The sequence below is a fragment of the Roseateles oligotrophus genome, from assembly GCF_014204525.1.
Taxonomy (GTDB): domain Bacteria; phylum Pseudomonadota; class Gammaproteobacteria; order Burkholderiales; family Burkholderiaceae_C; genus Paucibacter_A; species Paucibacter_A oligotrophus_A.
Window position 1 is genome coordinate 162,581 of the sequence record NZ_JACHLP010000012.1, and the last position, 6,820, is coordinate 169,400.

Genomic DNA, 6,820 nt, shown 5'->3' on the forward strand with positions numbered 1-6,820 from the left:
TTAAAAAAGGGTCAGAACTTGTTGCGGGGCTAGAGAAGAATTACTTCTCAACGACTGCAAACAAATCCTCTTCGCGCATGACCAGCAGCTCATCGCCATCGACCTTGACGGTCTGGCCCGAGTACTTGCCGAACAGCACGCGGTCGCCGACCTTGACGTTCAGGGCGATCAGGTCGCCCTTGTCATTGCGCTTGCCGGCGCCGACGGCCAGCACTTCGCCTTGATCCGGCTTTTCAGCGGCGGCGTCGGGGATGACGATGCCCGAAGCGGTCTTGGTTTCTTGTTCGAGGCGCTTAACGATCACGCGATCGTGCAGAGGACGCAGTTTCATCACATCTCCTAGGTGTAGGTCGGGACTTTTGAGCAAGGCAAAGAGCGGTTCGGCCTGTCGTGACAGACCCAGCCAACTCCGCCGGGGGAAAGATTTGCTGACCCGCCAACCCCGCCAAATGCTTGTCCGGCAAGGATTTTTGGATCGTTAGCACTCGTGGTGCTTGAGTGCTAGCAAACGAATTATATGGGTGAGTCCTGACAGTTCAAGACCCGGTCCTGGCTTGTCAATATTTAAGTTGAGACTTTTGTGTGAAGTAGTAATATCTACAAAATGAAATGCTTGCTACTTATTCTCTCGCTGCCCACAGAGAACGCCAGCGCTCGCATGCGCTGCTGGCGCGCGCTGAAGGCTTGCGGCGCGGCCGTGCTGCGCGACGGGGTCTATCTGCTGCCCGATCAGGGCGGCAACGCGAGCACCTTGGCGGCCATCGCCGAAGACCTGCGCAGCAACGCCGGCACGGCCTATCTATTGCCGACGCAAAGCGATGCGCCAGAGTTCAAGACGCTGTTTGACCGCACGGCCGAGTTCGGCGAACTCTTCGGGCTGATTGCCGCCTGCCGGGCCGAGCTGCGGGAGGACAGCGTGCTCGACGTGCTCAAGCAATGCCGCAAGCTGCGCAAAAGCCTGGAGCAGTTGATGGCCATCGATTTCTTCCCGGGCGAGGCCCAGCGGCAGGCGGCAGGCGCTTTGCAAGCGCTGGAGCTGGACGCCAACCGCCTGCTCTCACCGAACGAGCCCCAGGCCACGGAGCGGGGCATTGCGCGCCTCAATATCGAGGACTATCGCGGCCGCATCTGGGCGACCCGCAGCCGGCCCTGGGTGGACCGACTCGCCAGCGCCTGGCTGATCCGCCGCTTCATCGACCCCGACGCCCGCTTTCTCTGGCTCAAGGCGCCGGCCGATTGCCCCGGGCAGGCGCTGGGCTTTGATTTCGACGGCGCCACCTTCAGCCATGTGGGCCTACGCGTGACCTTCGAGACCCTGCTGGCCAGCTTCGGGCTGGAAACCCCGGCGCTGCTGCGCCTGGGCTTGCTGGTGCACAGCCTGGACGTCGGCGGCGTCCAGCCGCTCGAAGCCGCCGGTGTGGAGAGCGTGCTCGCCGGCATGCGCGAAGCCATCAGCGACGACGACCAGCTGCTACTCGTGGCGGCGGCTGTCTTCGAAGGCCTGCTGACCGCCTTTCAACATTCACAGGACAAGCCATGAACATCGTGCCCAAAGATCTGCCCTTTGATCCCAGCGGGCTTCAAGGCCTGTCCGAGAAGTTGCTGCGCAGCCACCACCAGAACAACTACGGCGGCGCGCTCAAGCGCCTCCACGCGATTCGCGCCGAGTTGCGGCAGCGCCAGCCCGGCGCCATGCCCGGCTTCGAGCTGAACGGACTGAAGCGCGAAGAGCTGATCGCCACCAACTCGATGCTGCTGCATGAGCTGTACTTCGACAGCCTGGCCGCTTCCCCCCAGGCCATGGCGCCGGCCATGGCCCTGGCGCTGGCCGGCAGCTTTGGCAGCGTCGAACGCTGGCGCGAGGAGTTCGTCGCCATGGGCAAGGCCCTGGGTGGCGGATCGGGCTGGGTGCTGCTGAGCTTCCAGCCGCGCGAGGGCACGCTGGTCAACCAATGGGCCGCCGATCACACGCATGCGCTGGCCGGTGGCACGGCCCTCCTGGCGCTGGACATGTACGAGCATGCCTATCACCTGGACCACGGCGCCGCCGCCGGCGCCTATGTCGATGCCTTCATGGCCCATATCGACTGGGGCAAGGTCTACGCGCGCTACCAGCAGGCCGTCCACGCCAGCAGCGAGGCCTGGGCCGCCGATCTGGCACAGCTGGACCTGAGTCAGCAGGTGGTCGTCGATGTGCGGCGTGAGGCCATGTTCGAGCAGGCGCAGACCATGCTGCCCGGTGCATGCTGGCGCGATCCGGCCACGGTGAGCGACTGGGCCGATGAATTGCCCCGAGACCGCGAGGTGCTGGTCTATTGCATCTACGGCCACGAGGTCGGCCGCTCGACCGCCATGAAGCTGCGCGCAACAGGCATCAAGGCCAGCTATCTGCCCGGTGGCATCGACGCCTGGGCCGCTGCGGGCAAGCCCTTGCAAGCCAAGGCGGGGCCAGCATGAGCGAGCCGCAGCAGGCCGGCGCGGAGCTGGCGCCCCGCTACACGCTGTGGCAATTGTTCGCCTATATGTTGGGCCTGGGCACTTGGGGCTTCGGCGGGCCGGTGGCCCAGGTGGGCTTTATGTACCGCGACCTGGTCGAGCGCCGGCAATGGATTTCCGAGGCCGACTACAAAGAGGGCATGGCCCTGGCCCAGCTGATGCCGGGGCCGCTGGCGGCGCAACTGGCCATCTATCTCGGCTATGTGCACTTCCGCATACTCGGAGCCACGCTGGCCGGCCTGGCCTTTGTGCTGCCTTCCTTCTTCATGGTGGTGGCGCTGGGTGCCGTGTATGTGGCTTTCGGCGGCATCGGCTGGATGCAGGCCGTGTTCTACGGCGTCGGCGCGGCCGTCATCGGCATCATCGCGATGAGCGCCTACAAGCTGAGCAGCAAAAACATCGGCCGTGACAAGCTGCTGTGGGCGATCTTCCTGGCCAGCGCGGCCGTCACGGTGATCACCAAGTCGGAGGTGGTCTGGCTATTCCTCGGTGCCGGTCTGCTGGTCTGGCTGCTGCGTGCGCCGCCGAAATTCACCGGCCGGCTGCACGGCATGGCGGTTTCCGCCCCCGTGGTCGGCGCCGCCCTGCTGGGCAGCGTGGACTGGCCGCAGCTGGTCGAGATCGGCGCCTTCTTCGCCTATGCCGGCAGCTTTGTTTTCGGCAGCGGTCTGGCCATCGTGCCCTTTCTCTACAGCGGGGTGGTGCAGGAGCACCACTGGCTCAATGACCGGCAGTTCGTCGACGCCGTGGCGGTGGCCATGATCACGCCGGGCCCGGTGGTCATCACCACGGGCTTTATCGGTTATCTGATCGCTGGTTTCTGGGGTGCGGTCGTGGCGGCGCTGGCCACTTTTGTACCCTGCTATCTGTTCACCATCCTGCCGGCGCCTTACTTCAAGAAGCATGGCAAGCGGCCCGGCATCAAGGCCTTCGTCGATGGCGTAACGGCGGCGGCCATCGGTGCCATCACGGGGGCCGTCATCGTCATCGGTGAGCGCTCGATCAGCGACTGGGTCACGGCGGCGCTGGCCCTGGCCACGGTCGCCGTGCTGTGGCGATTCAAGCAGTTTCCAGAACCTCTCATCGTGCTGATCGCCGCGCTGATCGGCTGGCTTGTGCATCCCATGATGCAGGCCGCTTGAAGTCTTCAGCGGAGCAAGCCCATGCAGCCAAGCTCTCCCGTGGCCTTGGCCGCGCCGCTGCCGGTGCAGCGCACATCAACAGGAGTCCGTCATGAAATGGATCACCCGTGAACGCCCCAAGATCGACCGCATCGCCTGCCCCTGGCTGATTGCGCGTTTCATCGACAAGGCGCCCGAGTTCCTCTACGTGGCGGCCGGCCAGGTGCTGGAGATGGCCGAGAAGCTGGGGGCCGTGCCCTATGACATCCCCGGTGTCGAGATGACGCACAGGGGCGAGTTGTGCAGCTTCGACGCCTTCCTGGCCAAGTACAAGCTGGCTGATCCGGCGCTGCAGCAACTGGCCTTGATCGTGCGTGGTGCCGACACCTCGCGGCTGGACCTGACGCCGCAATCGGCCGGGCTCTATGCCATCTCGCTGGGCCTGTCCGCACGGTTCAGCGATGACCACGAGATGCTGCAACACGGCATGGTGGTGTATGACGCGCTGTACGCCTGGTGCAAGTCCTGCCAGGCAGAGACCCATAACTGGCCGCCCCAGACATGAGGCTGGCCTTGCACAAAGCCCTCGCTGCCCTCCTGCTCCTGGCGCTGTGGGGCGCAGCCGCTGCGGCCCAGGCCGAGCGCGTTCTCTTCATCGGCAATAGCTTCACCTACGGCCGGGGCTCGCCGTTGGAGAGCTACCGAGCCGACACGGTCACCGACCTCAACCAGACCGGCATGAGCGGCGTACCCGCCCTGTTCAAGGCCTTCAGCGCCCAGGCGGGCCTGGCTTACGAGGTCTCGATCGAAGCTCGGGGCGGCGCCGATCTGGACTGGCATCTGGCCCAGCGCCGCGAGCTGCTGTCCGCCGGGCGCTGGGACCGGGTGCTGATGCAAACCCATAGCCTGCTCGACCGCAGCCACCCGGGCCGGCCCGATGCACTGCTGCGCAGCAGCCAGGAGATGGCCGCGCTGCTGCGCCGCCGCAACCCCGAGATCGCCATCCACCTGATGGCCACCTGGGCGCGCGCCGACCAGCTCCATCGGCCCGGCAGTGCCTGGTGGGGGCGCAGCGTGGAGGCCATGACGCAGGACCTGCGCAAGGGCTATGAGCAAGCCCATGCAGAGTTGAAGAAGCAGCCGGGCGCCGAGTTTGTGCAAGCCCTCGTGCCCGTGGGCGAGGCCTGGCAGCGTGCCATCCAGCAAGGCCTGGCCACGCGCGACCCCTATCGCCCCCTGGCCGCAGGCCAGTTCGATCTCTGGGCCGATGACCAGCATCACGCCAGCGTGTTCGGCGCCTATCTGGAGGGCCTGGTGGTGTTTGGCGCCGTCACCGGCCGCGACCCGCGCAGCCTGGGTGCACATGAATGCGCGGCCCATGATCTGGGCCTCAGCCCCGACCAGGCCCGGGCCTTGCAGCAGATTGCGTTTGAACAGCTAGGGGTAGAGCGGGGCTCGGTGCTCAAGGCCATGCCTGCGGCCGATGCGGGCGCCGCACGGCCCTGCGTCGATGTGCGCTAAGCCTTCACCGCTCCAGCGCATCGAGCAAGGCGGGCAGGGCGCTGATGCCCAGCTTGGCTTGCTGGGTCAGGGCGGTCTTGTCGCCAAGCCAGCCTGCGTACAGGGCCTGCGCCGCCGCCTTGTCTGCAGCGCCCAGCTTTTCCTCTAGCTTGGCCAGGCGCCCCAGCAACTCGGCCGAGGTCTTGGGCGCCAGGTCCCGGGCCACCCGCAATACCGCCAGGGCTTTGACGAGCTCGGTCGAATCCTCGCGAGACAAGTAACTCGCCAGATAGGCGGTGGCCGGAAAGTGACCCTGGCGTGAGGCACGCTCCCACCACAGCAGGGCTGTTTCGATGTCCCGCTTCTGTGCGTAAAGCATGCCCACATCAAACTGAGCCAGCTCATAACCCGCCTCTGCAGCGCGCAGCTTGTACTTCAAGGCCTCTTCTTGATCGACGGGCACAGTGCCCGGGAATTGCCCGGCCAGATAGCAGCCCAGCTTGTAGGCCGCCAACTTGTGGCCGGCCTCGGCCGCTTCCTTGAACATCCTGAACGCGGCCGCGTTGTCACGGGCCGTGCCAATGCCATTGTTCAAGAACATGCCCAGGTTGTATTTGACCTCGGCATTGCCGCCGGATGCCGCCAGCGCTGACAGCCGCGTGAACAACTGGGCCTCGCTTGAATTGGCTTCGGCGCTGAACGCGCTCATAGAAATTGCGCTGGCAGCGGCGAGGGCGAGGATTTGTTTGATTGTCTTCATCCGGCTTTGTGTTTGATTATTTTGTGATGTTAGCGAGCCGAGCCGGCGACTCGATAGGGGTTATGGGCCAATTGCAGGCCAGGGCGGCTGCTGGCACGGTATGAACAAGCCTCAGGCCCGCCCCTGCCCACCCAGGTTGGGATGCGCAGCCATAGCCCCTGTCCTGTTTCTGGCGTTGCCGCGCTCGCCCATGTACGTGAGCCGGGGTCGCGCGTGAGCCGGGGTCGGGTCTTAAATCTATATCCACCCACTGCGAAGTTCGGTAGTTCGAGCCCGGATCGGGGTCAGGTCTTGCCTATAGATTCGAGACCTGACCCCAAAGCCGTGACCCCAAAGCCTTGGGTCTGCGTGCTGCACTCGCTCAGCCGTCAACGCGCCATGCTGCTGCGCAGCCAAGGCCGCCACGTCCAGCACATGCAAAAGGCGCTCACGCAGATGAACGTCCAGCTCGCCAACGTCATCGCTGACGTGGTCGGCGAGGCCGGCCAGAAGATCCTGCGTGCCATCGTGGCCGGCGAGCGCGATGGCCAGGTGCTGGCAGCCCTGAAGAACTCGCGCATCCACGCCAGCGCCGACGAGATCGCCGCCAGCCTGCAAGGCAACTGGCGGGCCGAACACCTGTTCGCGCTCAAGCAGGCCATGGGCGCCTTCGACTTCGTCGGTACCCAGCTCGCCGAATGCGACATTGAGATCGAAGCGCAATTGCAAATCCTGCAGACCTGCACGGGCGAACCGACCAAAGGCAAGAAGCGCGGCCGGGCTCGCAACGCACCGAAGTTCGACCTTCGCAAACAACTGTTCCAAGTCTGCGGCGTGGACCTGACCCGGATCGACGGCGTCGACATGAGCACGGCCCTGGCCGTCATCAGCGAGACCGGGACCGACATGACGCGCTTCAAAACCGCCGGGCACTTCGCCAGTTGGCTCGGGCTATGCCCCGGCA

At 65.1% G+C, this 6,820-nt stretch carries 8 protein-coding genes; 6 read left to right on the forward strand and 2 right to left on the reverse strand.

Translation table 11 applies throughout. From position 1 onward, the window contains the following. Positions 1-40: 40 nt before the first annotated feature. Complete coding sequence (gene groES, locus HNP55_RS22480; RefSeq protein WP_102768033.1) at positions 41-331, reverse strand: co-chaperone GroES; 291 nt, start codon at positions 329-331, stop codon at positions 41-43. A 273-nt stretch (positions 332-604) separates the two neighbouring features. Here groES and HNP55_RS22485 point away from each other — a divergent pair, with 273 nt between their 5' ends. The 5 genes from HNP55_RS22485 to HNP55_RS22505 all read left to right on the forward strand — a co-directional run bounded on the left by HNP55_RS22485 (position 605) and on the right by HNP55_RS22505 (position 5,138). Continuing rightward, on the forward strand, positions 605-1,540 hold the full coding sequence (locus HNP55_RS22485; protein WP_184304404.1) for a chromate resistance protein ChrB domain-containing protein: 936 nt from the start codon (positions 605-607) through the stop codon (positions 1,538-1,540). Then, the gene (locus HNP55_RS22490; RefSeq protein WP_184304406.1) at positions 1,537-2,457 is read left to right on the forward strand and encodes a Fe-Mn family superoxide dismutase; all 921 of its coding nucleotides are present in this window, start codon (positions 1,537-1,539) and stop codon (positions 2,455-2,457) included. Before HNP55_RS22485 ends, HNP55_RS22490 begins: the two co-directional genes overlap by 4 nt. Next, on the forward strand, positions 2,454-3,638 hold the full coding sequence (locus tag HNP55_RS22495) for a chromate transporter (protein ID WP_184304408.1): 1,185 nt from the start codon (positions 2,454-2,456) through the stop codon (positions 3,636-3,638). Before HNP55_RS22490 ends, HNP55_RS22495 begins: the two co-directional genes overlap by 4 nt. A 91-nt stretch (positions 3,639-3,729) precedes the next feature. Next, entirely contained in the window at positions 3,730-4,182 is a 453-nt protein-coding gene (locus tag HNP55_RS22500; protein WP_184304410.1) for a chromate resistance protein ChrB domain-containing protein, read from the forward strand. 8 nt (positions 4,183-4,190) lie between these two features. Then, entirely contained in the window at positions 4,191-5,138 is a 948-nt protein-coding gene (locus HNP55_RS22505) for an SGNH/GDSL hydrolase family protein (RefSeq protein WP_184304412.1), read from the forward strand. A gap of 4 nt (positions 5,139-5,142) precedes the next feature. Here the strand turns inward: HNP55_RS22505 and HNP55_RS22510 are convergent, their stop codons facing one another. After that, positions 5,143-5,826 carry a tetratricopeptide repeat protein gene (locus HNP55_RS22510; protein WP_184304414.1) on the reverse strand — a complete coding sequence of 228 codons (684 nt, stop codon included), beginning with the start codon at positions 5,824-5,826 and terminating at the stop codon, positions 5,143-5,145. A 429-nt stretch (positions 5,827-6,255) separates the two neighbouring features. Here HNP55_RS22510 and HNP55_RS22515 point away from each other — a divergent pair. After that, on the forward strand, positions 6,256-6,820 hold a 565-nt coding region (locus tag HNP55_RS22515; protein WP_184304416.1), incomplete at its 3' end, for a transposase.